Source organism: Pseudactinotalea suaedae (genome assembly GCF_009733815.1).
Lineage (GTDB): Bacteria > Actinomycetota > Actinomycetes > Actinomycetales > Beutenbergiaceae > Pseudactinotalea > Pseudactinotalea suaedae.
In genome coordinates this window covers 85,307-110,945 of sequence record NZ_WNXY01000011.1, presented here as the reverse complement: position 1 = coordinate 110,945, position 25,639 = coordinate 85,307, and the positions used below count along the sequence as shown (strand labels likewise).

29 protein-coding genes and 1 pseudogene are annotated in these 25,639 nt (G+C 71.9%); 14 read left to right on the top strand and 16 right to left on the bottom strand.

What is annotated here, in order from left to right:
- Positions 1-133 precede the first annotated feature (133 nt).
- The 4 genes from GPA04_RS17940 to GPA04_RS17925 form a co-directional block, all read right to left on the bottom strand.
- Positions 134-2,287: a hypothetical protein gene (locus GPA04_RS17940; RefSeq protein ID WP_156225581.1), complete on the bottom strand. Its 2,154-nt coding sequence runs from the start codon at positions 2,285-2,287 to the stop codon at positions 134-136.
- Between the two features lie 119 nt (positions 2,288-2,406).
- Positions 2,407-3,285: a GNAT family N-acetyltransferase gene (locus GPA04_RS17935; protein ID WP_156225580.1), complete on the bottom strand. Its 879-nt coding sequence runs from the start codon at positions 3,283-3,285 to the stop codon at positions 2,407-2,409.
- A 102-nt stretch (positions 3,286-3,387) separates the two neighbouring features.
- Positions 3,388-4,053: a response regulator transcription factor gene (locus GPA04_RS17930; protein WP_156225579.1), complete on the bottom strand. Its 666-nt coding sequence runs from the start codon at positions 4,051-4,053 to the stop codon at positions 3,388-3,390.
- Positions 4,050-5,195 (bottom strand): sensor histidine kinase, encoded by a 1,146-nt coding sequence (locus GPA04_RS17925; RefSeq protein ID WP_156225578.1) that lies wholly within the window; start codon positions 5,193-5,195, stop codon positions 4,050-4,052. The genes GPA04_RS17930 and GPA04_RS17925 overlap by 4 nt, the downstream gene beginning before the upstream one ends.
- Positions 5,196-5,336: 141 nt before the next feature.
- Here GPA04_RS17925 and GPA04_RS17920 point away from each other — a divergent pair, with 141 nt between their 5' ends.
- From GPA04_RS17920 to GPA04_RS17910, 3 genes are read left to right on the top strand one after another with little or no spacing between them, the layout of a single operon-like run.
- Complete coding sequence (locus GPA04_RS17920; protein ID WP_156225577.1) at positions 5,337-5,834, top strand: hypothetical protein; 498 nt, start codon at positions 5,337-5,339, stop codon at positions 5,832-5,834.
- A complete protein-coding gene (locus GPA04_RS17915; RefSeq protein ID WP_156225576.1) occupies positions 5,831-7,303 on the top strand; it encodes a multicopper oxidase family protein in 1,473 nt (490 codons plus the stop codon). Before GPA04_RS17920 ends, GPA04_RS17915 begins: the two co-directional genes overlap by 4 nt.
- Positions 7,304-7,316: 13 nt before the next feature.
- Positions 7,317-8,006, top strand: a complete 690-nt coding sequence (locus tag GPA04_RS17910) for an HAD family hydrolase (protein ID WP_241680902.1) — start codon at positions 7,317-7,319, stop codon at positions 8,004-8,006.
- Here the strand turns inward: GPA04_RS17910 and GPA04_RS17905 are convergent, their stop codons facing one another.
- Positions 8,007-8,744 (bottom strand): class I SAM-dependent methyltransferase, encoded by a 738-nt coding sequence (locus tag GPA04_RS17905; RefSeq protein WP_156225575.1) that lies wholly within the window; start codon positions 8,742-8,744, stop codon positions 8,007-8,009.
- 23 nt (positions 8,745-8,767) lie between these two features.
- Positions 8,768-9,538, bottom strand: a complete 771-nt coding sequence (locus tag GPA04_RS17900; protein WP_156225574.1) for a DinB family protein — start codon at positions 9,536-9,538, stop codon at positions 8,768-8,770.
- A 174-nt stretch (positions 9,539-9,712) separates the two neighbouring features.
- On the opposite strand from GPA04_RS17900, the gene GPA04_RS17895 reads away from it, so the two are divergent.
- Complete coding sequence (locus GPA04_RS17895; RefSeq protein WP_156225573.1) at positions 9,713-10,528, top strand: MBL fold metallo-hydrolase; 816 nt, start codon at positions 9,713-9,715, stop codon at positions 10,526-10,528.
- Between the two features lie 32 nt (positions 10,529-10,560).
- On the opposite strand, the gene GPA04_RS17890 is transcribed toward GPA04_RS17895, so the two are convergent.
- Positions 10,561-11,394 (bottom strand): helix-turn-helix domain-containing protein, encoded by an 834-nt coding sequence (locus GPA04_RS17890; protein ID WP_241680901.1) that lies wholly within the window; start codon positions 11,392-11,394, stop codon positions 10,561-10,563.
- Between the two features lie 62 nt (positions 11,395-11,456).
- Here GPA04_RS17890 and GPA04_RS17885 point away from each other — a divergent pair, with 62 nt between their 5' ends.
- Positions 11,457-11,810 carry a nuclear transport factor 2 family protein gene (locus GPA04_RS17885; RefSeq protein WP_156225572.1) on the top strand — a complete coding sequence of 118 codons (354 nt, stop codon included), beginning with the start codon at positions 11,457-11,459 and terminating at the stop codon, positions 11,808-11,810.
- 63 nt (positions 11,811-11,873) lie between these two features.
- Here GPA04_RS17885 and GPA04_RS17880 read toward each other — a convergent pair whose 3' ends face one another.
- Positions 11,874-12,557, bottom strand: coding sequence for an alpha/beta fold hydrolase (locus GPA04_RS17880; RefSeq protein ID WP_241680900.1), 684 nt, complete (start codon positions 12,555-12,557; stop codon positions 11,874-11,876).
- Positions 12,558-12,622: 65 nt separating this feature from the next.
- Here GPA04_RS17880 and GPA04_RS17875 point away from each other — a divergent pair, with 65 nt between their 5' ends.
- Complete coding sequence (locus GPA04_RS17875) at positions 12,623-13,210, top strand: winged helix-turn-helix domain-containing protein (protein WP_156225570.1); 588 nt, start codon at positions 12,623-12,625, stop codon at positions 13,208-13,210.
- A gap of 12 nt (positions 13,211-13,222) precedes the next feature.
- Here GPA04_RS17875 and GPA04_RS17870 read toward each other — a convergent pair whose 3' ends face one another.
- The 6 genes and pseudogenes from GPA04_RS17870 to GPA04_RS17845 form a co-directional block, all read right to left on the bottom strand.
- Complete coding sequence (locus GPA04_RS17870; protein WP_436277924.1) at positions 13,223-14,314, bottom strand: N(5)-(carboxyethyl)ornithine synthase; 1,092 nt, start codon at positions 14,312-14,314, stop codon at positions 13,223-13,225.
- Between the two features lie 66 nt (positions 14,315-14,380).
- Positions 14,381-14,677, bottom strand: a complete 297-nt coding sequence (locus GPA04_RS17865; RefSeq protein WP_156225568.1) for a P-loop NTPase family protein — start codon at positions 14,675-14,677, stop codon at positions 14,381-14,383.
- A gap of 166 nt (positions 14,678-14,843) precedes the next feature.
- Entirely contained in the window at positions 14,844-15,605 is a 762-nt protein-coding gene (locus GPA04_RS17860) for an ABC transporter permease (RefSeq protein WP_156225567.1), read from the bottom strand.
- Positions 15,602-16,384, bottom strand: a complete 783-nt coding sequence (locus tag GPA04_RS17855; RefSeq protein WP_156225643.1) for an ABC transporter ATP-binding protein — start codon at positions 16,382-16,384, stop codon at positions 15,602-15,604. The genes GPA04_RS17860 and GPA04_RS17855 overlap by 4 nt, the downstream gene beginning before the upstream one ends.
- A 14-nt stretch (positions 16,385-16,398) precedes the next feature.
- Complete coding sequence (locus GPA04_RS17850; protein ID WP_156225566.1) at positions 16,399-16,770, bottom strand: DUF1048 domain-containing protein; 372 nt, start codon at positions 16,768-16,770, stop codon at positions 16,399-16,401.
- A gap of 118 nt (positions 16,771-16,888) precedes the next feature.
- Positions 16,889-17,203: pseudogene (locus GPA04_RS17845) on the bottom strand (PadR family transcriptional regulator); the annotation flags it as partial.
- 142 nt (positions 17,204-17,345) lie between these two features.
- Between GPA04_RS17845 and pdxY the strand changes: the two are divergent.
- The 7 genes from pdxY to GPA04_RS17810 all read left to right on the top strand — a co-directional run bounded on the left by pdxY (position 17,346) and on the right by GPA04_RS17810 (position 23,617).
- Positions 17,346-18,197 (top strand): pyridoxal kinase PdxY, encoded by an 852-nt coding sequence (pdxY, locus tag GPA04_RS17840; RefSeq protein WP_156225564.1) that lies wholly within the window; start codon positions 17,346-17,348, stop codon positions 18,195-18,197.
- A gap of 37 nt (positions 18,198-18,234) precedes the next feature.
- Complete coding sequence (locus tag GPA04_RS17835; protein WP_206674272.1) at positions 18,235-18,483, top strand: RNA-binding S4 domain-containing protein; 249 nt, start codon at positions 18,235-18,237, stop codon at positions 18,481-18,483.
- 150 nt (positions 18,484-18,633) lie between these two features.
- Positions 18,634-20,046 (top strand): extracellular solute-binding protein, encoded by a 1,413-nt coding sequence (locus tag GPA04_RS17830; RefSeq protein ID WP_156225563.1) that lies wholly within the window; start codon positions 18,634-18,636, stop codon positions 20,044-20,046.
- 79 nt (positions 20,047-20,125) lie between these two features.
- Positions 20,126-21,040 carry a carbohydrate ABC transporter permease gene (locus tag GPA04_RS17825; protein ID WP_206674271.1) on the top strand — a complete coding sequence of 305 codons (915 nt, stop codon included), beginning with the start codon at positions 20,126-20,128 and terminating at the stop codon, positions 21,038-21,040.
- Positions 21,037-21,921, top strand: coding sequence for a carbohydrate ABC transporter permease (locus GPA04_RS17820; RefSeq protein WP_156225561.1), 885 nt, complete (start codon positions 21,037-21,039; stop codon positions 21,919-21,921). The genes GPA04_RS17825 and GPA04_RS17820 overlap by 4 nt, the downstream gene beginning before the upstream one ends.
- Entirely contained in the window at positions 21,921-23,039 is a 1,119-nt protein-coding gene (locus GPA04_RS17815) for an ABC transporter ATP-binding protein (protein WP_156225560.1), read from the top strand. The genes GPA04_RS17820 and GPA04_RS17815 overlap by 1 nt, the downstream gene beginning before the upstream one ends.
- Positions 23,036-23,617 (top strand): AAA family ATPase, encoded by a 582-nt coding sequence (locus GPA04_RS17810; protein WP_241680899.1) that lies wholly within the window; start codon positions 23,036-23,038, stop codon positions 23,615-23,617. Before GPA04_RS17815 ends, GPA04_RS17810 begins: the two co-directional genes overlap by 4 nt.
- A gap of 18 nt (positions 23,618-23,635) precedes the next feature.
- On the opposite strand, the gene GPA04_RS17805 is transcribed toward GPA04_RS17810, so the two are convergent.
- A complete protein-coding gene (locus tag GPA04_RS17805) occupies positions 23,636-23,992 on the bottom strand; it encodes a VOC family protein (protein ID WP_156225559.1) in 357 nt (118 codons plus the stop codon).
- A 99-nt stretch (positions 23,993-24,091) separates the two neighbouring features.
- Here GPA04_RS17805 and GPA04_RS17800 point away from each other — a divergent pair, with 99 nt between their 5' ends.
- The gene (locus GPA04_RS17800; protein WP_156225558.1) at positions 24,092-24,616 is read left to right on the top strand and encodes a P-loop nucleotide/nucleoside kinase family protein; all 525 of its coding nucleotides are present in this window, start codon (positions 24,092-24,094) and stop codon (positions 24,614-24,616) included.
- Here the strand turns inward: GPA04_RS17800 and GPA04_RS17795 are convergent.
- Positions 24,597-25,616 carry a hypothetical protein gene (locus GPA04_RS17795; protein ID WP_156225557.1) on the bottom strand — a complete coding sequence of 340 codons (1,020 nt, stop codon included), beginning with the start codon at positions 25,614-25,616 and terminating at the stop codon, positions 24,597-24,599. The genes GPA04_RS17800 and GPA04_RS17795 overlap by 20 nt on opposite strands.
- Between the last annotated feature and the right edge of the window lie 23 nt (positions 25,617-25,639).

Sequence of the window (25,639 nt, the reverse complement as noted above, 5' to 3'; positions counted from 1 at the left end):
GCTCGCTACCTGCGCATGGGCGCGGCGGAGCCCGGGAGGTGGTCAGCGGAGGAAGGCGGGCCGCTGCGAGCGGGCTGAAGCCCTGGTCACGAGGCCGACGCCCCGCACGTCGCCGTCATCGATCCGGCGAGGATCAACCTTCGGTAGCCGCGTGCGCACCAACCTGACGCGTGCCGCCGTCGACGATCTCGAACCCGACCATCCCGAGCAGGCGCCCCATCAGGCGCACCGGGCCGCGGTCGTACTCCTGCACGCCGTCGGCCAGACGCTCCCACCCGGTGTTGAAGGTGTGTCTGGCGCGGCCGTTGCGGAGCTGGAAGTGCACCCACCGGCGGTGCTCCATCTCGGCGAGCAGCTCGATCTCGTCGTCGGAGAACTCGTGCGCCGTGGGCTCGGCCGCAGGCCGCCACCCGAGCCCGAGCGCCGCGAGCTTGACGGGGATGTCGACCACCTGCGCGATGCTCGAGCGCTGATCGGTCTCGGACAGCTCGTCCCACGTGAGGTCGGCGTTGTCGGAGGCGGTCGCGTTGCCCGTGGTGCTCGCGGTGCGGACGTAGTCGTTGTGCACCTCGAGCGCCAGCTCGCGCACCGATGCGTCGGTCAGCGGCGCGTGGCCCGCGGCCCGGCGCACCGGGACCAGCCCGGCGCGGGCTGCGAGCACGGGCAGGCGCGCCGCCAGCTCGAGCCGGCGCAGGCGCGCCTCGTCGGCACGACGGCGGAGCGAGGCCGTCTCGTCGGCCTCACCCTGGTCCGTGGTCGGCTGGGACGAGGCGTCCGGCAGCACGGTGGCCAACGCCTTCTCGACAGCGCTGAGCTCCTCCGGTCCGAGCATCAGCGTGGGCACCTCGGCGGGATAGCCGGCGTCGAGCTCGATGTCGGCGGCCGCGAAGATCTCCTCGACGCGATCGGCCACGGCCCGGACCGCCGTCCGCACCTGCGGCCTCTGCTCGGCGAGCTGGGCACCGTCGGGTCCCCGCACCACGCCGCCCAACGCGCCCGGCACATCGGCGGGCCACCGGCCGGCGTCGGCCACCAGCTCACCGGCGAGCAGCTCCACCACGGAGAGCCGGATCGTGTCCGGGTCGCTGAGCAGTCGCTGCGACGACACCATGCGCAGGCGGTGGTCGCTGCCGAGCGTGCCGCTCCAGGTGTCGGCGTCGTCGACGACCGCGGTGACGTCCGCGCCGCGTACCCGGCGCGCGATCGCCGCCGCGATCGGAACCGTGCGCGAGGTGTCGGGGTAGGCGACGTACACGCGAGCGGCGGCCTGCGTGAAGCGCGGGTCCGGGGCCGGGAGCCGGCGGAGCAGATCCCAGATCCTGCGTGGTGCGAGCGCCACGCTGGGCTCCATCGGCACCCACACGAGGTCGGCGCGCTCCTCGATGCCGATCGCGGCGTCGACGACCCAGTCCTGGCTCTCGCCGAGGCAGTACACCCGGAGCTGCTCGCCCGGTTGCTGCCACCCGGTGACGATGCGGCGGGCCAGCTCGGCGGCCAGCGGCCCGTCGCCGACCACGATCGGTGGCGGGACCATGGCGTCGTCGAGGAACGGGGGTGCGGCGCGCAGCGTCGCGATCGCGGTCCGCGCGGGGCGGCACACGACGTCCTCCGGCGCGAAGCTCGCCCAGTGGCCGGCGAGGTTGCGGTCGTTGACCATGACGACGGTCGGGAACCGGGCAGCGACCTGGAGGCCGCGCAGCCGGTGGGCGAGCTCGGCGGTCTCCTGGTCGGTGCCGCCGACCACCAGCACCTGGTCGGCGTGGTCCACGACGCGACGCAGCGACTCGTCGGAGAGCGGTGGCAGCCTCACCACGCCCGTACCCCGGCTGGTGCCGGCGGTGTCGTCGGCGTCGCTGATCACGACCACCCGGTGCGCGAGCCCCGCCCGGCGGAAGTTCAGCGCGAGCGGGATCGCCTCCGGCCCGTTGCCGACCACGACGACGTGCCCGCGCAGCCGCGACGCACGCGCCAGCGTGAGCTGCCGCTCGAGGATGTCGATGGCCGCGAACGCGACTGCCAGGTACACCACGGCACCCGCCCCGAAGCGAGCGATGTCGAGCGCGAGGGCGGGTTCGCCGTCGATGTCGAACTCGAGGATGAACAGACGGATCGTGTCGTACAGGGCGTCGACGAACCGGATGCCTGGGACCGACTGGTAGAAGCCGATCATCCCGAGCACGAACACGATCGCGCCAAGGACGCCCACCGCGGCGTAACGCCACCCGGCGAGCAGGTCGCGCACCCGCGCGCGCGCACCCGAGCGCTCCTGCGGGTCGGGCTCGCTCACCGCACTCCTTCGCTGGGACACGCGCTGGCCGCGCGTCAGGCCACGATACCGACGCGTGGTCCACGGAGGCTGGCCGGGCCGATCACCTACGCCGACGACGTGCAGGTCGTCGCCATCCCTCAGACCGCGGGCGAGCCGCCGTGGCGGAAGTCGGTCACCTCGGGCAGCGCCTCGAACCCCGCAGCCACGTAGGTCCGCACCGCACTGACGAGCGAGCTCGGCGTCACCACGGTCGCGCTCGAGGCTCCCATGTCCTGCAGCGCAGCGGCGGCAGCGACGCTGATCGCCCGGCCGTAGCCCCGGCCGCGGTGCTCGGCGTGGACACCCATCGGTTCGAGCAACCCGGGTCGGCCCGGCCCGGCGGACCAGACCGTCGCGGTCGCGACCGCCGTCCCGGACTCGTCGTAGGCGACGAGACAGCGGGCGTCGTCGAACGCAGGCCCCGACGCCATCGCGTGCCAGCGCTCCTCGGTGAACCGGGCGCTGTCGAACGCCGACCGGTGGACGGCGACGCACTCGTGCGCGCGATCGGCACCGATGGTCTCGACGCGCACCCCCGGGTGCTCCAGGGGTACCTCGAGCGCGCGCCGGAGCGGCGTCCACGGCTCGTCGGCGGCCCAGCCGTCATCGCTCAGCCGCCGCTGCAGCGCGGCACCGAACCGGGCCTCGACGGCGACCGGTCCCGCCGGCAGCACCCCGCGCGCCGGGTCGGTCAGGTCGGCAGCCACCCGCTCCGCGAGCTCCGCGTCCTCGTCGGCCTCAGGAGCCAGGCCCATCCGGACCAGGCCGGGACCGTCGAGCAGCCCGACCGCGAGCAGCTGCCCGTTCCTGCTCCAGGTGCGAATGGCCGCGGCTGTCCGCTGCGGCCCTGCCTGCCAGTACCACCCGAGGTCACCGGGGTGCAGCTGCAGGGCCCCGCCCTCGCGCTGCCACGCGGACAGCGCGGCGACAGCGGCGGGGAGGTCCTCGACAGCGGGCTGGACGAGCTCGATCACCATCCCTCGATCAGACCATCGCCCCCCACGTCGCGGCCACCGGAAATGTCGCCGCGGCCACCGCCAGACTCCGAGGACGATCAGGTTGCCAGCGACGCCCGCGCGTCAGCCGCCCGGGCGCACCAGCCCCGCCTCGTACGCCAGCACCACCAGCTGGGCACGGTCCCGCGAGTGGGTCTTGGCGAGCAGCCTGGACACGTAGGTGCGGGCGGTCGCCGGGCTGATGACGAGCCGGGCGGCGATGTCGCCGTTGTCGAGGCCCTGCCCGATCAGGGTCAGGACCTCGCGCTCGCGCTCGGTCAGGCCAGCCGCTGCGGGGTGGTTGTCCGGGTCGGGCGCGACACCGCCGGCGACCGCCGCCGCGACCACCCGGCGGGTCACGGCGGGCGCCAGCAGCGCACCGCCGTCGGCGACGGTCCGGACGGCGGCACGCAGCTCCTCGGGGCGCGCGTCCTTGAGGAGGAAGCCGGCGGCGCCGGCGCGCAGCGCGTCGAAGACGTGCTCGTCGGTGTCGAAGGTGGTCAGCACGAGCACCCGCACGGCGTCGAGCGCGGGGTCGGCCACGATCCGACGGGTCGCCTCGATGCCGTCGATCCCGGGCATCCGGATGTCCATGAGGACGACGTCCGGCAGCAGGGCACGCACCTGCTCGACGGCGGCCAACCCGTCGGGTGCGTCGCCCACCACCTCGATGTCCTCGGTCCTGGCCAGCAGGGCGCGCAGCCCGGCGCGGATCAGCTCCTGGTCGTCGGCGATGAAGAGTCGGATCATGTCGGGATCCTCGCGGAGACGCTGAACCCGGTGCCACCCTCGCGGGGCCCGGTGCGCACGCTGCCGCCGACGAGCTGGACCCGCTCGGCCATCCCGCGCAGCCCGGTACCGCCACCGCCGCCTCCACGCGTGCCGCGACCGTGGCCGTCGTCCTCGACCCGGACCAGCAGCACCCCTGGCTCGGACGTGACCACCACCGTGGCGTGGTCGGCCTCGGCGTGCCGCAGCACGTTGGTCAGCGCCTCCTGGACGACGCGATACGCCGTCATCCCGGCCGTGGCCGGCACGGCGGCGGGCTCGACCTCGATCGACAGGCTCACGTCGAGCCCGGCGCTGCGGGCGCCGTCGACCAGACCGCCGATCGCGGCGACGCCGCCCACCGGGTCGAGCGAGTCGGGACCGTCGCCGCGCAGCACCTGCACCGTCCCGCGCAGGTCACGCATGGCGGTCCCGCTGGCCTGCTGGATCGCACGCGTCGCCTCCAGCGCGGCGTCGGGGTCGTCCGCGATCAGGGCCTCCTCGGCGACCGCCGCGTGCAGCGACACCACCGAGACCGTGTGGCCCAGCACGTCGTGCAGGTCGCGGGCGAGCAGCACCCGCTCCGCCGCCAGCCGCTGCGCGGTGCTCTGCTCGGCCTCCCGGCGCACGGCGGCGAGCGTGCGCTCCTGCTCGGCGCGCAGCTCGTGGCGGCTGCGCACCGCGTCGCCGAGGGCGATCGCGCCGCAGAACACGGCCAGCGTCGTCGGCACCTGGAGGCCGAGGAGCGGCAGCAGCTCCTGGCCGAGCACCACCCGCGAGGTGTAGGCGCACACCGCTACCGCCAGCGCCCACACCGAGGCGAACCGCCAGCGCCCGGCCCAGGCGACCGTGTAGATCGGAACCGCCAGCGGGATCTCGAGCCCGACGGGCGGATACCCCGTCGCGTAGTAGCCGAAGATGCCGGCGGTGCAGATCAGCAGGACCGGGATCGGCCACTGCCGCCGGAAGTAGGTCGCCACCGCGAAAGCGACGAGGAACGCGTAGCCGAGAGCGTCGAGCGGGCGATCCTCCGCGGCGGGTTCGCGCGCGAACGTGGCCAGCAGCAGCACCGCGAGCACCACCGCGGCGAGCACGCCGTCGGTGAGCGGGCGAACGCGGTCCATGCCTCGACCCTAGGGACAACCCTCCCCCGCCACAGTCACCCGGAGGCGACATCGCGGGCACGGCCTGTCACCCGCAGGCGATGCACCAGTGCCGACCGTGGCCCGATGTGCCTCGGTCGTGGCGTCCCTAACGTCGACGCCATGACGACGTACCCGCCCATGGTCGCGCCGACACCCCCGTGGTCGGCGGCCCCCGCGACCCCGGGGAGCGGCACGATCGGCACGCTGTGGGTGCTCCGCATCGTGTCGGCGATCCAGGCCGTTCTGCTCGTGTCTCAGCCGGTGCTCGCCGGCCGGTTCCTCGACGGCGACTTCCCGTCCTTGTCGACCCACGGCAACGTCGGGATCGGGCTGATGGGGGTGGCGTGGCTGGTGGTCGTCGCCGCGGTGCTGGCGTGGCGACCCGGGCGGCTGCCGGCGTGGCCGGTCGCCGTCGCGTTCGCGAGCGCGATGCTGCTGCCCATCCAGCTCGGCATGGGCCACGCCCGCTTCCTCGCGGTCCACCTCCTGCTCGGGGTCGGGCTGGTCGCGGCGGGCGTGGCCCTGGCCCTGTGGGCGTGGCGGCCCGGTCGCGCGCGGCGCTCCTACCGGCCCGCCGCGCCTCGCGCCGTGCCCGACGGCGGAGGTCCGTACCGATGAGGCCCTCACGCCGAGCGTTCCTCGGGCTGGCCGGGTCGGTCGCCGCGACGGCGGTGCTCGCCGGGTGCGGTTCGAGCTGGTTCACGGCCGGTGGCGGCACCGGGTCGCACGGTGCCCTGCTGCCCAGCCAGGTACCGCTGCCCGACCCCTTCCAGGTACCGCTCCCGATCCCGCCCACCCTGGAACCACGCAACGGCATCATCGAGATCGCGGCCCGACGCTCCGCCGTCGAGATCCTGCCGGGACGCACCACCGAGATCCTCGGGTACGAGGGCACCTTCCCGGGCCCGACGATCCGCGCCCGCGCCGGCGAGGAGCTGCAGGTCCGGCTGCGCAACGACCTCGAGATCGACACCGTCCTCCACCTGCACGGCGGCCGCACCCCGCCCGAGCACGACGGCTACCCCACCGACCTCGTGACACCCGGGACCGACCGGCCTTACGTCTACCCCCTGCAGCAACGGGCTGCGCCGCTCTGGTACCACGACCACGCGATGGACTTCACGGGGCCGAACGTCTACGCGGGGCTGGCAGGCATGGCGATCCTTCACGACGACGCCGAGGACGGGCTCGGGCTGCCCACCGGCGAGCGCGACATCCCGCTCGTGGTGGCGGATCGCTCGTTCGACGGCGACGGCGCGTTCGCCTACCCGCTCGCCGATCCTTCACGTACCCGCCACGGCGTCACGATGCGGTACCACGGCGGTGTGCTGGGTGACTGCGTGCTGGTCAACGGCGCACCCTGGCCGGTGCTCGAGGTGGACGCGGCGCGGTACCGGTTCCGGATGCTCAACGCCTCCAACGCACGCCGGTTCGAGCTGCAGCTCGACGGGGTGCCCTTCACGCAGGTCGGTACCGACCTGGGGCTGCTGGAGCGCCCGGTGGAGCGGTCGTCGATCCCGATGGCCAGCGCGGAGCGCGCCGACGTGGTGGTCGACTTCTCGAGCGTGCCGGTGGGAACCCGCGTCACCATGACGAACACGTTGGACAGCGGTGGCCCGGGGCAGGTGATGCAGTTCCACGTGGTGCGCAGGGCCGCCTCGGACGACACGCGGGTGCCCGAGGTGCTCTCGACGATCGAGGAGCTCGACGGCGACGCGGTCGTGGTGACGCGCGACCTGCACTTCTCGCTGGGCCCGACGGGCTCGGGCCATCACGGCATGGCGGAGTGGTCGGTCAACGGGATGACGTTCCACGACGGCGACGTGTTCACCTCGCAGCTCGGCACGCTGGAGCGGTGGCGGCTCAGCACCGACGTGCACCACCCGGTGCACGCGCACCTGCTCGGGTTCCAGGTCGCCGCCCCAGGCGGGGACGGCCTCGCGTGGAAGGACACCGTGGACCTGCGGCCGGGCAGCGGCGCGGAGGTGCTCGTGCCGATCGAGGGGTACTCCGGCCGCTACGTGCTCCACTGCCACAACCTCGAGCACGAGGACATGATGATGATGGTGAACTTCAGCGTCGCCTGACCGGCGTTACGGTGTGGATCCGACGCACCACGTGCATCGGACCGCACCGCAAGGGCTTCGGCCCCCTCGGAAAGGGCGCACCATCCGCAGCATCATCTGGGACTTCGGCGGCACGCTGGTGGACACCTACCCGGACGTGGACCGCGCCCTCGCGCGGGCCGCCTTCGCCGATGACGACGAGCAGCACCTCGCGGAGGTCGCGGCACTGACCCGGATCTCGAGCGGGCACGCCATCGGCGAGCTCGCCGACCGCACCGGGGTCGCCGAGGACGTGCTCCGGGCGGCGTACGACGGCGTCAAGGAGCTGTGGCAGCACACCCCCGCCCCCGTGATGCCGCACGCGCGCGAGGTGATGGCGGCCGTCACGGAGGTCGGCGGTCTCAACCTCGTCGCCACGCACCGTGACCGCGGCAGCGCCGAGCAGCTGCTCCGGGCGACCGGGCTCGCCGTCGACGACATGGTCTGCGCGCCCGACGGCTACGAGCGCAAGCCGTCGCCGCAGATGGTGCAGGTGCTGCTCGAGCGGCACCGCCTCGCGCCCGCCGAGGTGATCGCCGTGGGCGACCGCCCGGGTGACGCGGAGGCTGCCCGCGCCGTCGGCGTCACGGGGTTGCTGCTCGTCACCCCGGGCATCCCGCTGGCGCTCCCGGCGAACCTCCCCCAGATCGCGAGCCTGCGGGAGCTGCTGCCGATGCTGGCCTGATCAGGACACGCGGCGCAGCGCGATCAGCCAGGAGCCGTAGTGCTCGGTGACCGTGCCACCGAGGTCGCGCACAGCAGCGGCGGCCTCCTCGACCTCCGCCGGGCTCCAGTCGGAGAAGGTGCCGAACAGCAGCGCGACCTGCGCCTCGTCCAGATCGATCGACCACGAGAAGTGGTCGACGCTCGTGGTCGCGAAGAGCCCGCTCCGGGTGAGGTCGGCCTCGGTGCGCTCGGACAGCTGCAGCCTGTGCCGACCGGGCTGGGACCGGCGCGCGACGATCTCGGCGACACGTTCGCGGAACGGCGTCACCTCGGCGGTCTCGTCGCCGTAGACGTTGCGCCAGACGAGGAGCTGGCCACCCGGGACGAGGGCGCGATGCAGCCGCGGGAGCAGCTGGTCGAGGTCCATCCAGTGGATCGCGGTCGCCACCACGGCCAGGTCGAACGCCGCCTCGGGCAGGTCGGCGGCCTCGGCGGTCGACTCGATCACCCGCGCCGCCGGGTGGGACTGCCGCAGCTGGGCGGCAAGCTGGTGGCCGGGCTCGACGGCGGTGACCTCCAGACCCGCTGCCAGCAGCCCGCCGGTGGCCTGGCCCGTGCCGGCGCCGAGATCGACGGCGCGCAACCCCGGCTTGAGGGCGCCGAGCTCGGCGACCCTGCGCCACAGCGCTGCCGGATAGGGCGGCCGCGCCTCCTCGTACGTCGCTGCGTGGTGCTCGAAGTGCATCGGCCCGGACACGGTTCTTAGCCTAGGCCTGCTCGCTAGGGCGCGGCAGGGGCGCCGGCCGCGCCGCCCTCGATCGCGTCGAGGTCCCGGAGCGCGAAGCGCAGGTGCTCCCACTCCTCCTCGAGGATCGTGTGGAGGCAGGACCGCACCGTCTCCGGGTGCTCGGGCGAGTGCGGGTTCGCGCGAGCCTCGTCGAGCTGCTGGGGCGTGAGCGCGGCGATGAAGTCGCGCACCATCGCCACGCGTTCCGCGCGCACCTGCAGGACCTCGGCGTAGGGCGGAGCCTCGGGGCTGAAGGCAGCGGTCTCGTTCTCGCCGGTGCCGTACGAGGCATCAGGCTGCCCGATCGGGTGGTGCGGGTCCTCGAGCTGGAGGACCGCCTGCCGCAGCCAGGTGTCGGTGGCCATCACCAGGTGGCGCAACGTCTGCGAGAACGACCACTCGCCGTCGACCGAGATCTCCACGGAGCTCGCCGGCATCGCTGCCGCCCGCTCGAGCGCGGCATCCCAGGCCCGTTCCACCTCGGCCCAGGCGGCACGCAGCCCGGCCGGGTCGGCGGCACGCTTCTGTGCGCGGCCGGGAAACCGGCGGTCGAGCTCCGCCTCGACGAACGGCGCGACGTCGACGCCGTTGACGAGCAGCGTGCTCCCGCCGTCGAGCCATGGAGCGTCGATGTCCGCACCGGCGATGTCGACGCCGCGCATCACCACCTCGCTCAGGTCCGACTCGGTGAACCGTGCCCCGCGCAGGCTCGCCTCGGTGAATCTCGCACCGCGAAGGTCTCCCTGGAACGTCTTCTCCTCCATGACCCGACCTTGGCACCGACGTCCGACAGCGGCTACCCCTCGCGGCCATGGGACCAGCGTTCGGCCGGCCTGAGCGCGACGATCTCGTCGCCGTTCGACCCGATCGGCCGCCGACAACCGGTTGCCACGGCGATGGGCGTCGACTTCTGCCCGGCGTCCGATCAGACTGTCCCGATGAGCTTCTGGATCTGCGCGACGTGCGCCGTGGAGCACGCCGAGAAGACCGACGTCTGTGCGATCTGCGAGGACGAGCGCCAGTGGGTGCCGGCGCACGGGCAGGTGTGGACGTCGCTGCCCGAGCTGGCCGCGGCCGGGACCGCCGTCGTGGTCACCGAGCTCGAGCCGGACCTGTACGGGCTGACCGCGCGGCCGCCGGTCGGGATCGGGCAGCAGGCCAAGCTCGTGCGGACCAGCGCCGGGAACCTGCTGTGGGACCCGCTCGGCTATCTCGACGACGACGGCGTGGCGCGCGTTCGCGAGCTCGGTGGCGCCGCGTACATCGTCGCCTCGCACCCGCACATGTTCGGCGTGCAGGTCGAGTGGAGCCGCGCGCTCGGTGGCGTGCCCGTGCTCGTGGCGGAGGCCGACCTGGGCTGGGTGGCACGCCCGGACCCGGTGATCCAGACGTGGTCCGACGACGTCGAGATCCTCCCCGGGATCACGCTCAGCCAGCCAGGTGGGCACTTCCCGGGCAGCGCCGTCGCTCACTGGGCGGCGGGGGCCGAGGGCCGAGGGGTGCTGCTGGCGGGTGACACCCTCCACGCGAACCCCGACCGCACCTCGGTGTCGTTCATGCGCAGCTACCCGAACCGCATCCCGCTCTCGGCCGCCGTGGCCGAACGGATCGCGGCGCACGTGAGCCGGTGGTCGTTCGACCGGCTCTACAACAACTTCGACGGTGTCGTGCCTGCCGACGCCCGTGCGGCGGTGCAGCGCTCCGCCGCCCGTCACGCCGCGTGGGCTCGTGGCGACTTCGACCACCTGACCTGAGCATCGCCGGGGCATGACGGGCGCACAGCCCTTCATCGGGACAGGAGCTGCCGCGTCTGCTCGTCGGCGGGCACGAAGGTCTCGAGGTGGAGGCCGCGCAGCGTCACGTCCGCGGCGCTCTCGATCTGGCTGGCCACGCTGAACAGCCGCAGCACCTGCCCGCCGGCCTCGATCTCCAGCGGGATCACCGGATCGACGCCGGGCTGCGCCGGCGGCTCTCCGGGCGCCGGATGTCCGACGACGTCCTCTCGGAGCGTGATCAGCGCGGGATCGCCGCCCGTGCGGGCGATGCGCTGCTCGAGCTGGTGCAGCAGGTGCGCCCGCCAGGTGGGCAGGTTGCGGATGCGTGGCGCCAGTCCCCTCGGGTGCAGGCAGATCCGGATCACGTTCACCGGCGGCTCGAGGAGAGCGGGGTCGCAGCCGGCCAGCAGCGCGTCCACGGGTTCGTTGGCATCGACCACGTCCCAGTGGTCGTCGAGCAGGAGGGCGGGGTAGGGCGCGTGGGCGTCCAGCAGGGACCGCAGCCCCGCCATCACGGGCGCGAGCGCCTCGTCGTCGGTGCTGCGGTGCGGGTAGCGCGGGGCGTACCCTCCGGCGAGCAGGAGCCGGTTCTGCTCGGCCATCGGTACCTGCATGACGTCGGCCAGGCGGATGATCATCTCCGGTGTCGGCCGCGACCGCCCGTTCTCGACGTAGCTCACGTGCCGGGTGCTCACCTCCGCCTGCGTGGCCAGAGCGAGCTGGCTGAGCGATCGCAGCTCACGCCATCGGCGCAGCTCCTCGCCGACCGATGGGGACGTCGCCGTGGAGATCATGCTCCGAGCGTAGGCACGTGACAGCGCGGCCTCCATGACCTCGGAGGTCATGGACCGGAGCATCGGCGTGCGGTGAGTCTTCTCGAGCAAACCAACCACGAGAGGACGACACCATGAACGAGATCGTGAACCGGTACCTGGAGACCTGGAACGCCACCGACGCGTCGGTACGGGAGGCCCTGCTGGACCAGCACTGGTCCGAGGACTGCGTGTACGTCGACCCGCTCGCCGAGGTGCAGGGCCGGGAGGCGGTCGGTGCCGTCATCGAGGCCGTGCACGGCCAGTTCCCGGGCTTGAAGTTCAGCCTGGTGGGCGACGTCGACGGCCACCACCAGCAGGTCCGGTTCCGCTGGGGCCTGGGTGCTGCCGGCGAGGAGCCGGTCGTCATCGGCTTCGACGTGGTCGTGCTCGACGGTCAGCAGCGGATCCGTGACGTCCGCGGCTTCCTCGACAAGGTGCCCGGCTGACATCGCCGCTCGGGCCGCCGTCGTGCGGCGAGCGCTGAGGGCGACGGCGAGGTGCTGTCGCTCTCAGCGCTGCGCCGCGGCGAGGATCAGCTCGCTGAGGCGATCAGGAGCGGTGATCTGCGGCCAGTGGCCGGAGTCGATGTCCACCATCTCGACGTCCCGGGCCCGCGAGAGCTCCGGAAGATCGCCGGCGGCCATCCACTCCCGCAGGTCGTCGGGTGAGTACTCCGGGCAGACGGCGGTCACGGGGATGGCGTGACGGCGCTCGTCGGTCAGGCGCACCCTGTCGGAGAGGACCCCGGCGGGCGACGGTACGAGCTCCTCCAGCAGGCGCGCCTTGGTCGGCTCGTCGATGTCCGCGCTGTCCGGACCCTCGAACGCGGCCCATCCCGGGAACGGCACGTCATCACCCTCGGCCGGCAGCCCCTGCATGAAGGCTGTGCCGTCCTCACCCGGGAACCCGCCGACGTAGACCAGGCGGCTGACCTTCTCCGGTCGGGCGTCGGCGGCGCAGCAGGCGAGGGTGGCGGACGCCGAGTGGCCGACGACCAGGCTCGGCTCGGCCGCCGCGTCGAGCGCGGCGACCACCGCGGCCACGTGGTCGGCCAGCCGGATGCCGCCGCGATCGGCGGTGCGGGACTCCAGACCCGGCAGCGTCAGCGCCTGCACGGTGTGGCCCGCCTGCTCGAGACGGCGCGCGACCGGGTCCCACGACGACCCGTTCAGCCACAGGCCGGGAATCAGCACGATGTTCACTCCGTACCCCTATCGGTCGAGAAATCTCAAACGTTCGGTAACGTTAACCTGATGAGGTGACGGGTGGCAAGAGGTCGCTGGACTACGAGCTCGCGGAGCGGATGGAGCTGACCACCATCCCCCAGGTGCGGGCCATGGCCGAGCCGCTGCGGGAGTCGCTGCTGGACCTGCTCCTCGACCGGGCGGCCACGGTCACCGAGCTCGCCACCGCGGTCGGCCGCCCGAAGGGCACCGTGGCCTACCACGTCAAGGTGCTGGCCGCCGCGGGGCTGGTGCGCGCGGTCCGGACACGACGGGTCCGCGCGGTGACAGAGACCTACTACGGGCGCACCGCCCGGCTGTTCTTCGTGGGTGCGCTCAAGGCCCTCGACGAGTCGGGGCGGCCGTTGCACTCCAACTACCTGGCGACCGCGGCCACCGAGTCGCGGCAGGCGCACGCCGACGACTCGCTGACGGCGATCCTGCGTCATGCCAGCGTCCCGCGCGAGCACCTGCACGAGTTCCGGCGGCGGCTCTTCGACCTGGCCGACGAGTTCAGCGGGCTGCCCCGCGGCGGCACCCAGGTGTTCGGCTTCGTCGCCGGGCTCTACCCGACCGAGCATCCTCAGCTGCCGGAGCCCGCAGACGGCGACGCTCCCGGCTGAGGGCGGCGGAGCTCAGGCCGCGCCCACCGCGTGCGGGTACTCCTCGCCGCGGTGCTGGAAGGTGAGGATGCGGGGGTTCTGGACCACGCCGTCACGGATCTCGATCGCACGCCTGATCGTCTCGTCGGCATCCCAGCCCGCCGGGCCGGCCAGCACGCCGGGCAGGTACTCCAGCAGCGCCTCGCTGTTCTCCCAGGTCGCCGAGTTCCACAGGAACGAGGGACTGTGGTCCACCGCGTAGTAGTGCGACGCGTTCCCGACCGGGATGATCGGCTCCGCGAACGAGGTGGGCCGCGCCCACTCGAAACCCATCCCCTCGTCGCAGGACACGTCGATGAACAGCGTGCCGGGCGCGAAGTGGCCGAGGTCCTCGTTCATCACGAACATCAGCGGGTCGTCGGTGTCCTGCAGGATGCAGTTGACCACGATGTCGTACCCCGCGAGCACCTCGGCGAGCGGGCCGGGCTCGGGATCCTTGAGCGCGAGCGTGCGGCCCGGGCTCGCAGGGTCACGCGCGAAGTGCTGCAGCACCACCGAGGCGAACGGTGAGGCGACCGCCGTCGTGTTGCGCTGCGTGAGGACCGTGACGTCGCTGACGCCCAGGGCCGACAACGCGCGGACCGCACCGCGCGCCGTCGCGCCGAAGCTGATGACCGCGGCGCGCAGCCTGCGCCCGTAGTCACCGGTGATGCCGCGCAGCCCGAGCGCGTGCAGGACCGAGCTGTACCCGGCCAGCTCGTTGTTCTTGTGGAACACGTGGAGGCTGAAGGCGCCTTCACGCGTCCAGTGGTTCATCGCCTCCCAGGCGATCAGCGTGAGACGGCGGTCGATCGCGAGCTGGGTCATCCGCTCGTCCTGCACGCAGTGCGGCCAGCCCCACAGGACCTGGCCCTCGCGGAGGGTCTCGAGATCCTCCGGCAGCGGTTTGGGCAGCACGAGGACGTCGCACTCGGCGGCAAGCTCCTCACGCGTCCGGAGGCCACCGACGAGGCGGGCGAGGTCGGCGTCGGGTAACCCGAACCGCTCGCCGTAGCCGTGCTCGAGGAACAGCCGCGAGCGCACTTGTGGATCGATCCGCTCCAGGTGCGCGGGGTGGATGGCCAACCGCCGCTCGTCAGGCTTGCGAGAGGTAGCAACGACACCAGCGGTCAGGTTGTTCACTTCTCGACTCTACGGTGGTCCTGCTGGCCGAGTGTCCGGTGCGTGCGAACCGATGGGGCGGGCCGTCCAGCCGACGTCGGCAAGGATGGTGCGGAGAGCCAGATCGACGGAGACATCGGGACCGAAGGCTGTCTCACCGAGCTCGGCGACCGGGTCGCTCGGCCGGTACCAGGACTGCACCGTGCCCTCGGTCACCTCGGCGGCGAGCGGTTTGGTGCGGTGGCGCTCCAGCGTCACGTCCAGGTCCAGGTCGTAGCGGTAGCAGCGCGTCACGCCGCGGTGGTCGCGGCGGAGGCGAGTGAGCATCTCGCCGTAGCTCTGCCTCGGATGACGATCAGCCGGGTGTCGGGCGAACCCACCGTGCCCATCGCGAGTGCCCTCTCGTGCCAACGGTGCCGTCCGCACGTCGTAGAGACGTGCAGACGACACCGTAGGGGTGAGGTGCCGGGAGTCGGCACCCTGAGGGGGTCGGTCAGGCGACCCTGCGGCGGTAGGTGAGCGACGCGCCGAGGTAGCCGACGGCGAGCACGCCGACGCACCAGGCGAGCGCCACCCAGATGTCGTTGCCCACAGGCTGCTGCGCGAACAGGCTGCGCACGGTGTCGACGACCGCCGTGACCGGCTGGTGCTCGGCGAACCACCGCACCGGTCCCGGCATGGTGGCGGTCGGGACGAACGCGGAGCTGATGAACGGCAGGAAGATCAGCGGGTAGGAGAACGCGACGGCGCCGTCCGCGGACTTCGCCGTCAGGCCGGGGATGACGGCGACCCAGGTCAGCGCGAGCGTCAGCAGCAGCAGGATCCCGACCACGGCGATCCAGTCCCCCACCCCCGCCACGGGCCGGAAGCCCATGATCAGGGCGACCCCGATCACGACGGCGAGCGAGATCAGGTTCGCGACCAGCGAGGTGAGGACATGCGCCCACAGCACCGCTGACCGCGCGATCGGCATCGACTGGAAGCGCTCGACGATCCCGCCCTTGAGATCGAGGAAGAGCCGGAACGCCGTGTAGGAGATGCCGGAGGCGATCGTGATCAGCAGGATGCCGGGCAGCAGGTAGTCCACGTAGGAGGCGGACCCGGTATCGATCGCGCCACCGAGGACGTAGACGAACAGGAGCATCATCGCGATCGGCATGACCGCCGTCGTGATGATCGTGTCCGGGCTGCGTGCGATGTGTCGCAGCGACCGGCCCAGCAGGGCCCCGAGGTCGCTGACGAAGTGCCGGGTCATGACGGGTCTCCATCCTTCGTGGTGGCGCTGGTGTGGCCGACGACGGCGAGGAACACGTCCTCGAGCGTCGGCTGCTTCTCGACGTAGACGACCTCGGCGGGCGGCAGCAGCCGCTTGAGCTCGGCCAGGGTGCCGTCGACGATGATCCGGCCCTCGTGCAGGATCGCGATCCGGTCGGCCAGCTGCTCCGCCTCGTCGAGGTACTGCGTGGTGAGCAGCACGGTGGTGCCGCCGGCGGCGAGCTCCTTGACGGCCTGCCACACCTCGATGCGGGCCTGCGGGTCGAGGCCGGTGGTGGGCTCGTCGAGGAAGATGATCGGCGGGTTGCCGACGAGGCTCATCGCGATGTCGAGACGACGACGCATGCCACCGGAGTAGGTCGCCACCGGCCGGCCGCCGGCGTCGGTGAGCGAGAACTTCTCGAGGAGCGCGTCGGCGATCGCGCGTGGGTCGGGCAGGTGCCGCAGCCGCGCGATGAGGATCAGGTTCTCTCGCCCGGTGAGGATCTCGTCGACGGCGGCGAACTGGCCGGTGAGGCTGATCGCCTCCCGCACCTGGGCGGCCTGGGAGGTGACGTCGAAGCCGCCGACGCTGGCAGCGCCGCCATCGGCGGCGAGCACCGTGGACAGGATCCGCACCAGGGTGGTCTTGCCTGCGCCGTTCGAGCCGAGGAGCGCGACGATGGCGCCGGGCGTGACGTCGAGGTCGACGCCGCGCAGCACCTGCAGGTCGCCGTAGGACTTCGACAGCTCCCGCACGCTGATCGCCGGGGCGGACATGGTTGCCGTGGACATCAGGACCTCCCGCTGGTGTCGCCGTCGGCGCGATCCACGGCGTCGATCAGGCGCTTGCGCTCCTTGTCGATCCACCGCTTGCCGGTGTACGCGAGGGCGAACGTCTCCGCGAAGTCGACCGGGTCCTCCCCGACGATGTCCCGCACCGGGGTGCCGTCCACCGCTGCGCGCTCCCAGAGGTCCGCCAGGTCGACGAACATCTGCACGGTGGTGTCGCCGTCGGTGACACCGCCCTGGATCAACAGGTAGCGGTGGATGGCGGTCGCCACCTCGGCGTACGGCTCGGCGAGCGCTTCGATCCGCGCCTTCGCCTGCCGGTACTGCTTCTTCTGCTCCAACGGACCGGTCACGATCTCGTACCACTTGGCCATGTCAGCTCTCCTTGTCTGAGTTGTCTGAGTTGTCTGAGTTGTCTGAGTTGTCTGGGTCGATGCGGTTGTCTGGGTCGACGGCGTCGCCTCCGCCGCCGGCGTCGTCCGGGTGCGAGGTGCGGAGCTGCTCGAGCCGAGCTGCGAGGAAGCGCCAGGTGCTCCAGAACTCGTCGAGGTAGCTCCGCCCCTGGGCGTTGAGGGAGTAGACCTTCCGAGGCGGGCCCTTCTCGGAGGGGACCTTCTCGACGTCGACGAGCCCGCGCTGCTCGATCCGGACGAGCAGGGCGTACACGGTGCCCTCGGCGATGTCGGCGAAGCCCTGCTCGCGCAGCCAGGCGGTGATCTCGTACCCGTAGGCGGCACGGCCGGACAGCAGTGCCAGCACGATCCCCTCGAGGGTGCCCTTGAGCATCTCGGTCATCTGCTTGCTCATGAAGCTCCCTACTACTCAACGTCATTGACTACCGGTACATAGTAGCGCTAGATACCGCGACCGCAAGAGGCAAAGAGAGCGACGTTGGCGCGTCGCTGAGCCGGGGGCGGGGCAGGCGCCGCGGAGGGGGCACGATAGGAGGATGAAGTTCCTCTCGATCCAGTCCTCGGTCGCCTACGGGCACGTCGGCAACTCGGCGGCGATGTTCCCGCTGCAGCGGCTGGGCCACGAGGTGTGGCCGGTGTTCACGGTGGTGTTCTCCAACCACACCGGGTACGGGTCCTGGCGTGGACCGCTGCTGCCGCCCGACGACGTCCGCGACATCGTGACCGGCATCGAGGAGCGCGGCGCCCTCGGTCAGGTCGACGCGGTGCTGTCGGGATATCTCGGTGGCGAGGGCATCGTCGACGTCGTCGTCGACGCCGTCCAGCGCGTCAAGGCGGCCAACCCCGACGCGACCTACACGTGCGACCCGGTCATGGGCAACGCCAAGTCCGGCTGCTTCGTGGCCGACAGCATCCCGCCGCTGATCCGCGAGCGGGTGATCCCGCACGCGGACATCATCACGCCCAACCAGTTCGAGCTGGGGTTCCTCACCCGCACCGACCCCGACAGCCTCGAGTCCACGCTCGCCTCGGTGGACCTGGCACGCGAGATGGGGCCTCGCACCGTGCTGGTGACCAGCGTGGAGCGGCCGGACCGGCCGGAGGGCACCATCGAGATGCTCGCGGTGGACGAGGCGGGGGCATGGCTCGTGCAGACGCCCTTCCTGCCGTTCAAGGCGAACGGGTCGGGTGACGTCACGAGCGCCCTGTTCACGGCCCACTACCGCAGCACCGGTTCCGCGGCGCAGGCGTTGGCCGCGACCACCTCGAGCGTGTTCGACCTGCTCACGAACACCCTGACCTCCGGCGAGCGCGAGCTGCAGCTCGTCGAGTCCCAGGAGGCCTACGCACACCCGCGGATGCAGTTCGAGGTGCAGCAGGTTCGCTGACGTCCCCGCCGACCAGGCGCCGACGTAGGGTGGGTTCGTGCCCGTGCCCACCGACGTCGTCATCCGCGACGAGGCCATCCGCCTCGGCCAGCTGCTCAAGCTCAGCGGCCTCGTGCACGACGGCGTGATGGCGCGGATGGTCATCCAGGACGGCGAGGTGACCGTCGACGGCGAGGTCGAGACCCGTCGCGGCGCCCAGATCCGGCCCGGTCAGGTCGTGGCCTATCTGGAGGAGTCGGTCCGGGTCGTCGCCGACGACGCCCCCTCGCCGACCGACGCCGGCTGACCTGGTCCCGACGTCCACCGCAGCGCCCCTCGGCTGTCGTGGGGCTGCATTAGGGTGACTTTGTCGTGACAATGACGCCTCGGAGCGGTGGCGCCCGGCCCAGCCGGCTCCCGGACCGGGGCGTCGACGATCCACGTTCGAGGAGGAACCATGGTCCACCGCACGCGACGCCTCACGGCCGCGCTCGCCTCGCTCACCGCACTCGGTCTCGTCGCCGCGTGCAGCTCCGGGGGCGATGGCGGCGGGGGAGATGACGGCGGAGCCGTCACCCTGACGATCACCGCCAACGCGATCTCGGGCGGCAAGAACGCCGCGGAGGCCGACTGGATCCGCGACTGGGTGATCCCCGAGTTCCAGGCCGCCCAGAGCGAGGCGGGGCGTGACGTCACCGTCGAGTTCCTCGAGGAGGGCGTCGACGACGAGGACTACAAGACCAAGATCGCGCTCGACCTGCAGTCCGGCGAAGGTGCCGACATCATCGGCATCGACGGAATCTGGGTCGGCGAGTTCGCCGAGGCGGGCTACATCATGCCGCTCAGCGAGGTCGGTGGCGACGCCGTCGACAGCTGGGAGGGCTGGGACCAGATGTCGGACGCCGTCCAGTCGGCGATGTCGTTCGAGGACCAGCGGTACGGGGTCCCGCAGGGCGCCGACGGCCGTGTCCTCTACTACAACAAGGAGCTGTTCGCGCAGGCCGGGCTCCCCGAGGACTGGCAGCCCACGAGCTGGGAGGAGGTCCTCGAGGCCGGCCGCTCGCTCGCGGGCATCGACGGCGTGATCCCGATCCAGCTCAACGCGGGCACCGCGATGGGCGAGGCCACCACGATGCAAGGCGTGCTGCCGCTGCTGGCCGGGACCGGTTCGGAGGTCTACTCCGACGGCATGTGGAACGGCGCCACGCAGGGGCTGCGTGACGCGCTCGAGCTGTACGCCACGATCTACGCCGAGGAGGGCCTCGGCGACCCGATCCTGCAGCAGGAGGCCGCGGGGCGGGACAACTCCTTCGCGCAGTTCGCCGCAGGTGAGATCGGGATCCTGCTCGAGGGCGACTACTTCTGGCGCTCGGTGATCAACCCCGACGAGAGCATCGGGACCGCGCCGATGGCGAACCGCGACGAGATCGTCGGCTACACCCTGATCCCGGCGCAGGAGCCCGGCAGCGGCGTCGAGGGGCGCGACTTCGTCTCGATGGGTGGCGGCACGGGCCGCGTCCTCAACCCGAACTCGGAGAACCCCGAGCTGGCGTGGGAGCTGCTCGCGTTCATGAACTCGGCCGAGGCGTACTCCGAGCGCGTGGCGGGCACCGTCTCGATCACCCCGCGCGACGACGTCAACGCCGAGGTGCTCGCGGGCGACCCGATGCTCAGCTTCGTCAGCGAGAACGTGCTGCCGATCAACAGCTACCGGCCCGGCCTCGCGGCGTACCCACAGGTCTCGGTGGCGCTGCAGGAGGCGACGGCCGCCGTCGTCGACGGCACCTCACCGGACGAGGCCGCCGAGGCCTACGAGCAGGCGCTGATCGGCATCGTCGGCGAAGAGAACGTGGCGTCGGGGGACGGCTGAGTTGACCGCCGCCTCGGCGTCCGCGGCGGGGGGTGGCGCGCCCCGCCGTCGGCGTCCCCGACGTGGTGCGAGCGACGACGTGGCCGGCCTCGGCCGGTTCGGCGCGGGCGCGTTCGTCGCACCCGCGCTCGCGCTCATCGGTCTGTTCCTGGTGTTCCCCGCGCTGTGGACGATCTACCTCGGGATGACCGACTACCGGCTCACCGGCCTGCAGGCGGTGGACCCCAGCTTCGTCGGGCTGGACAACTACGAGCAGATCCTCGGCGACCCGGCGTTCTGGCGCTCGCTGCGGCTGACGCTGGTGTTCGTCCTGGCCTCGGGCATCGTCGGCCAGTCGTTGCTGGGGTTCGCGATCGCCTGGGCGCTGCGCCGGCTGACCGGGTGGCTGAAGTCCGTCGTCGAGACCCTCGTGCTCGCCGCGTGGGTGATCCCGGCGTCGGTGGCCTCGTTCCTGTGGATCGCGCTGCTGGACCGGCGTGGCGGGACCCTCAACGAGATCCTCGGCACGCAGGGCACGGCGTGGCTGATCGAGCACCCGATGGCGATGATCATCATCTTCAACATCTGGGTCGGCACAGCCTTCTCCATGCTCCTGTTCTCCTCGGCCCTGGCGTCCGTGCCGCCGTCACAGCTGGAGAGCGCCCGCATGGCCGGGGCGAGCGGCTGGCAGCAGCTGCGGGATGTCGTCATCCCGAACATCCGCGGGCACATCCTCACCAACACGCTGCTGATCACGCTGTGGACCTTCAACACCTTCACGCCCTACCTCGTGACGGCCGGCGGGCCGAACGGTGCCTCGGAGATCCTCGCGGTGTACATCTACAACACCGCGATCCCGGGCGGCCAGCTCGGCGTCGGCGCGGCGATTTCGCTGATCATGCTGCTGATCAACCTCGTGATCGCGCTCGGCTACCTGCGCGTGGGGCGTGCCCGGGCCGCGCGACCGGCGGAAGCGACAGCGGCCGAGACCGCCGGCGGGGCGGCGACATCATGACCGAGACCCGGACCACCGCGGCTGCACCCCCGCCGCTTGCAGCGCGCGTGGCGCGGGCACCGCGAGCACGGCACTTCGTCTCGCGGCTGCTGACCGTGATCGGGCTGGCGCTGCTGGTCGTGTTCTTCGGGGTGCCGCTGGCCTGGCTCGCCACCGCACCGTTCGACTCGGCGCCCACCCTCGCCGTCGCGTGGCCGGACTGGACGCTGTCCAACTTCGCGGCCATCGGGGAGAACCGCTACGCCATCGGGTCCTTCGTGAACTCGGCGATCATCGGGTTCGGGACCTGCGTCGTCGTGCTGGTGCTCGGCGCGTTCGCCTCCTACGCGCTCTCGCGCGTGCGCATCCCCGGCCGCGACGGGCTGCTCTACGCGCTGCTGCTGCTGTCCTCGATCGTGACCGGCACAGCCGCGATGGTGCCCACGTTCCAGCTCGTCAACATGCTCGGCCTGATCGACACGCACCTCGCGGTGGTGCTGGTGGTCTCCGGCGGCACCCTGCCCACGGTGATCTTCATCCTCAAGGACTTCATGGACTCGATCCCGAGGTCGTACGAGGAGTCCGCAAGGCTCTACGGGGCGCGGCCGTGGCAGATCCTGCGCGACGTCGTGGTGCCGATCGCCCGCCCCGGCCTCGCGTTCGTGGCGGTGTGGACGCTGGTGCAGGTGTGGGGCAACTTCCTCGTGCCGTACCTGCTGATCCGGCGCACCCAGCAGCAGCCCGCCGCGGTGCTGATGTACACCTTCTACACCGAGTCGGGGCAGGCGGACCTGCGGCTGCTGTCGGCGTTCGCGCTGATCTTCTCCATCCCGATCATCGTCATGTACTTCCTCGTCAACCGCCGGTACGGATTCCGGTTCCACGGAGGGATCAAGAGCTGATGGCCGCGATCACCACGCACGCTCTCGTCAAGGAGTACCCCGGCGGGGTCCGCGGCGTCGACGGCGTCGACATCGCCATCGCCGACGGCGAGTTCTTCGCCCTGCTCGGCCCCTCCGGGTGCGGCAAGACGACGCTGCTGCGCTCCATCGCGGGCCTCGAGACGATCACCGAGGGGCAGCTGCTCATCGGTGACCGCGACGTGACGCGGCTCGAGCCCGGCCAGCGCGGCGTCGCGATGGTGTTCCAGGACTACGCGCTGTTCCCGCACATGGACGTGGCCGACAACATCGCCTACCCGTTGAAGATCCGGCGCCAACCCAGGTCCGCGCGACGCGGCGTCGCGAGCGAGGTCGGCGACGGGCTGTCCCTGACCGGGCTGATGGAGCGCCGGCCGGGGCAGCTCTCCGGCGGGCAGCAGCAGCGCGTGGCGCTGGCACGTGCGGTGGCCACCCGACCGGAGGTGCTGCTGCTCGACGAGCCGCTGTCCAACCTCGACGCGAGGCTGCGGCTCGAGGCGCGCACGTTCCTCAAGGAGCTGCAGCGCGAGCTCGCGGTGACCACGGTGTTCGTCACGCACGACCAGGCCGAGGCGCTCGCGCTCGCCGACCGGATCGCCGTCATGAGCGCGGGCAAGCTGATCCAGGTCGGCACGCCGCGCGAGGTGTTCGCCAAGCCGGCGACGACGTTCGTGGCCGGCTTCATCGGATCGACACCGATGAACCTGCTGGCCGCGCGGGTCGAGGGTGGGCAGGTGCGGCTGGGGTCCGCGGTGGTCCCGATGCCGCTGGACGCGGTCGGCGCGGTCACGGACGGCGCCGAGGTCGTGTGGGGTGCGCGCCCCGAGTACCTGGGATGGAGCACGACGGCGGTCGAGGGTGGTGTCGAGGCCGAGGTCACCGTGGTGGAGAACCTCGGCGCCTCGGTGCTCGTGACCGCCGTGGCGGGCGCGGACCGGCTGCAGCTGGTGCTCGGCGAGGACGACGAGCCGGCGCCCGGGTCCCGCGGCTGGGTCACGGTGCCGCCGCGCCGCACGCTGCTGTTCGACGCCGAGTCCGGCCGGCGGTTGGACGCCGAGCGTGCTCGCGAGGACGCCGTCGCGGTCGACGTGGCGCCGTGACCTCGCCCGACCGGTTCGAGCACGGGGTGGCGATGGGCATCATCCTGGTGACGGGCATCCAGGCCGTGGGCAAGTCGACGATCGCGCAGGCGATCGCGGAGCGGCTCGACCGCTCCGTGCACGTGCGGGGCGACCTGTTCCGGCGCATGGTCGTGAACGGCCGCGCCGAGATGGGCGCCCCGGATCCCTCGCCCGAGGCGGTCCGTCAGCTCGAGCTGCGCTACCGCCTGGCCGCCGCCGCAGCCGACGGCTACGCCGACGCCGGGTTCACCGTGGTCCTGCAGGACATCGTCCTCGGGCCTCACCTGAGCGAGATGGTGGCCGCGATCCGCACCCGGCCGCTCCACGTCGTCGTCCTCGCACCCCGCCCTGAGGTGGTGCGCGATCGTGACGCGGACCGGCAGGCCGCGCGCGGCAAGGTCGCCTACCGGCCGGGCGGTGACTCGATCGCCGACCTCGACACCTACCTGCGGGAGCAGACGCCCCGGATCGGGCTGTGGCTCGACACCTCCGAGCAGTCCGTCGAGGAGAGCGTCGAGGAGATCCTCGAGCGCGTCTGGACCGAAGGGCTCGTCTGACGCCGGCGTGCGCGCCGGTCAGTCCAGAGGTCGGGAGAAGTCGAACACGACGCCGGGCGTGAGCTCGCTCGTGACCCACGCCGAACGCTCGCCGTAGTCCATGTCGGTGGGTTCCCGCAGCGCCTGAGCGCCCCGGGCCACGGCGTCGTCGAAGGCCTTGTCGACGTCGGCCGCGCTCAGGTGGATGGTGACGTTGTCGGTGACCGACCCATCGGCCGCAGGTGCGTTGATCCAGAGGGGGATGCCACTGGGCAGCGCCACCGAGGCGAAGGCACCGTAGTCGCTGTCGACGTCCCAGCCGAAGATGTCCCGGAGGGCACCGGCCGCGCGCGAGGGATTCTCCAGCACGAGCGTGATGGCCCGGATCTCACTCATCGACACTTCCCCGATCTCGACGGCGTGGCCTCCTCACGCAACGTAGCGCGCTTCCGGGGGCCTCGTCGACAGCACGGCTCCCGGCCTACCGTTGGGAACATGCCGGACCTCCTGATCCTCGTGAACGGTCTTCCCGGTGCCGGCAAGACGACGCTGGCGCACCAGCTCGGGGCGAGCGTGGACGCCGTCGTCATCTCCAAGGACGCGATCAAGGAAGCCATGGCCGACGCCCTCCGGCTGGACGAGCAGAGCGCGGCCGCACTGGGCGCCGCAGCCATGGAGGCCGCGTGGGTGCTGGCAGCTGCCGTGGCGCGCACGGTCCTCGTCGAGTCGTGGTGGTTCGCACCCAGGGACCTCGAGTTCGTCCGTGCGGGGATCGCGGCGGTGTCCCCCGACCGAGTCGTCGAGGTGTGGTGCGATGCCGGCACCGCCACCGCGAGGTCTCGCTACGTCGCGCGGCGCCGGCACGCCGTCCATCAGGACGTCGAGCGTCTCGAGCGGGACTGGGAGACCTGGGCCTCGCAGGGCCGACCGCTCGGGCTGTCCCCCGTGGTGGAGGTCGACACCTCGGGCCCGGTCGACGTCGCCGGGCTGGCCGCGGAGGTCAGCGCCGCTCACGCTTGACGCCGCTGCGCCTTCTCGCGCGACCGGATCGGGGCGCGGTCAGTGGCCGCCACTTCCACCAGGTGTAGTGGTACTCGCCCTGCTCGACCTGGAACCGCGCGCCGCAGTCGCAGCACTCGCAGATGCGGTCCGGCTCCCACTGCTGCTGGTTGGGCACGGTCCCCACGATCCGGACGTGCTGCCGCCCCTCCTCCTTCTTCGGGTCGTAGAACTGGTGAGCCGGGTACGCCGCGCACAGGCACGCACCGCTGCTCACGAGCCCGAGCCGATCCAGGACGTGCTCCAGGTTGGACCGCTGGGAGGCGAGCATGCCGCCGAGCTCGACGTCCGCCGTCGCCTGCCGGATCTTCGGCAGGTAGCGCGCCAGCGGGACGAGGATCTCGCGATCGCGGGTCGCGAAGACCTCCCACATCGCGGAGATGATCCGGTCCTTCTCACCTGACAGGAGGTCGGCGAGCAGCAGGGCCGACGGCGCCTCGTCGGGTGCCTCGTCGGCCAACCAGCTCGACGACAACACCATGAACGCCGCCTTGTTGAGCTGGAGGCCGGGAACCGAGCTGACGACCAGCAGCGCGGCATCCGTGCCGAGCCTCCACCAGATCGCACTCTCGGCGTCGAGCGAGCGCACCAGGGCGGCGGGCGCGCTGCGCAGGTCGTACTTCGCGGCGGGCGTGGCAGCGGTGTCGGTGAAGCGAGATGCGTCGAAGTGGTGGCGGGCTCCCCACCGCTGGTCGGCGAGCGCGGCGACCGGCGCGATGAAGGTCGCCACCGCCGCTGCATCGGAGTGGCTGGCGAGCGGGAGCACGTGCATGAGGTAGCTGGTGGTTCCCTCCAGGCCGTCGAGCCGCCACTCGAGCCACTCGTCACCCTCGGGCCACGGCAGGTCGACCATCTGCTCGACCACGGCCAGCACCTGCTCGGCCGTGGCCTGGATGATCTCGTCGGCCTCGTCGGCCTCGTCGGGCTCGGCGAGGGAGGACGCGTCCTGCATGAGGGACATGCTTCCACGGCTCGTGTGCCCGA